We start from the raw sequence: 419 nt of genomic DNA, 5'->3' as shown, positions 1-419 counted from the left end.
CTCGGCCGATACTTCCCAGCGGTTGGTCAGCACCCGTACGCGATGGCGCTTGCCTCTGTGGTCCACAAACGTGTAGGTGACCAGACGGAATACGCCGCTTTCGCCTGTCTTTGCATCCGTCAGTTCGACCGTGGCATCCTGGTGAATGTAGGAGGCGCTTGGCTTTCGCTCGCTAATCACGTGTATCTTGCTGTTGGCCTTGATCCGAGCGACAAACCGTTGCCCGGTTCGATTCCAACGTAGATACTGTCCGTAGTCGAGGTAGCCGCGATCCAGCAAAAAAGTCACGAGCTTCTCTGCCAGCAAATATCCCGTCACTTCCGCGTCTAAATCAGCGACCGTCGCCGTGGACAAGACGGCGCGGCTAGGGATGGCCCCGACTTCACTGGTGAGATCCAGACGCACATGCAGCTTCACCG

At 57.8% G+C, this 419-nt stretch carries 1 protein-coding gene; it reads right to left on the bottom strand.

Annotated elements, in window-relative coordinates; genetic code table 11:
• The coding region (locus LKX83_RS31910) for a transposase (RefSeq protein ID WP_227887284.1) at window positions 1-419 on the bottom strand (419 nt) is incomplete at both ends.

Source organism: Cohnella baijiui (assembly GCF_020731285.1).
In the GTDB taxonomy this organism is placed as follows: Bacteria; Bacillota; Bacilli; order Paenibacillales; family Paenibacillaceae; genus Cohnella.
Note: the sequence above shows the minus strand (reverse complement) of the source record. Positions and strands in the feature narration are given on the sequence as shown.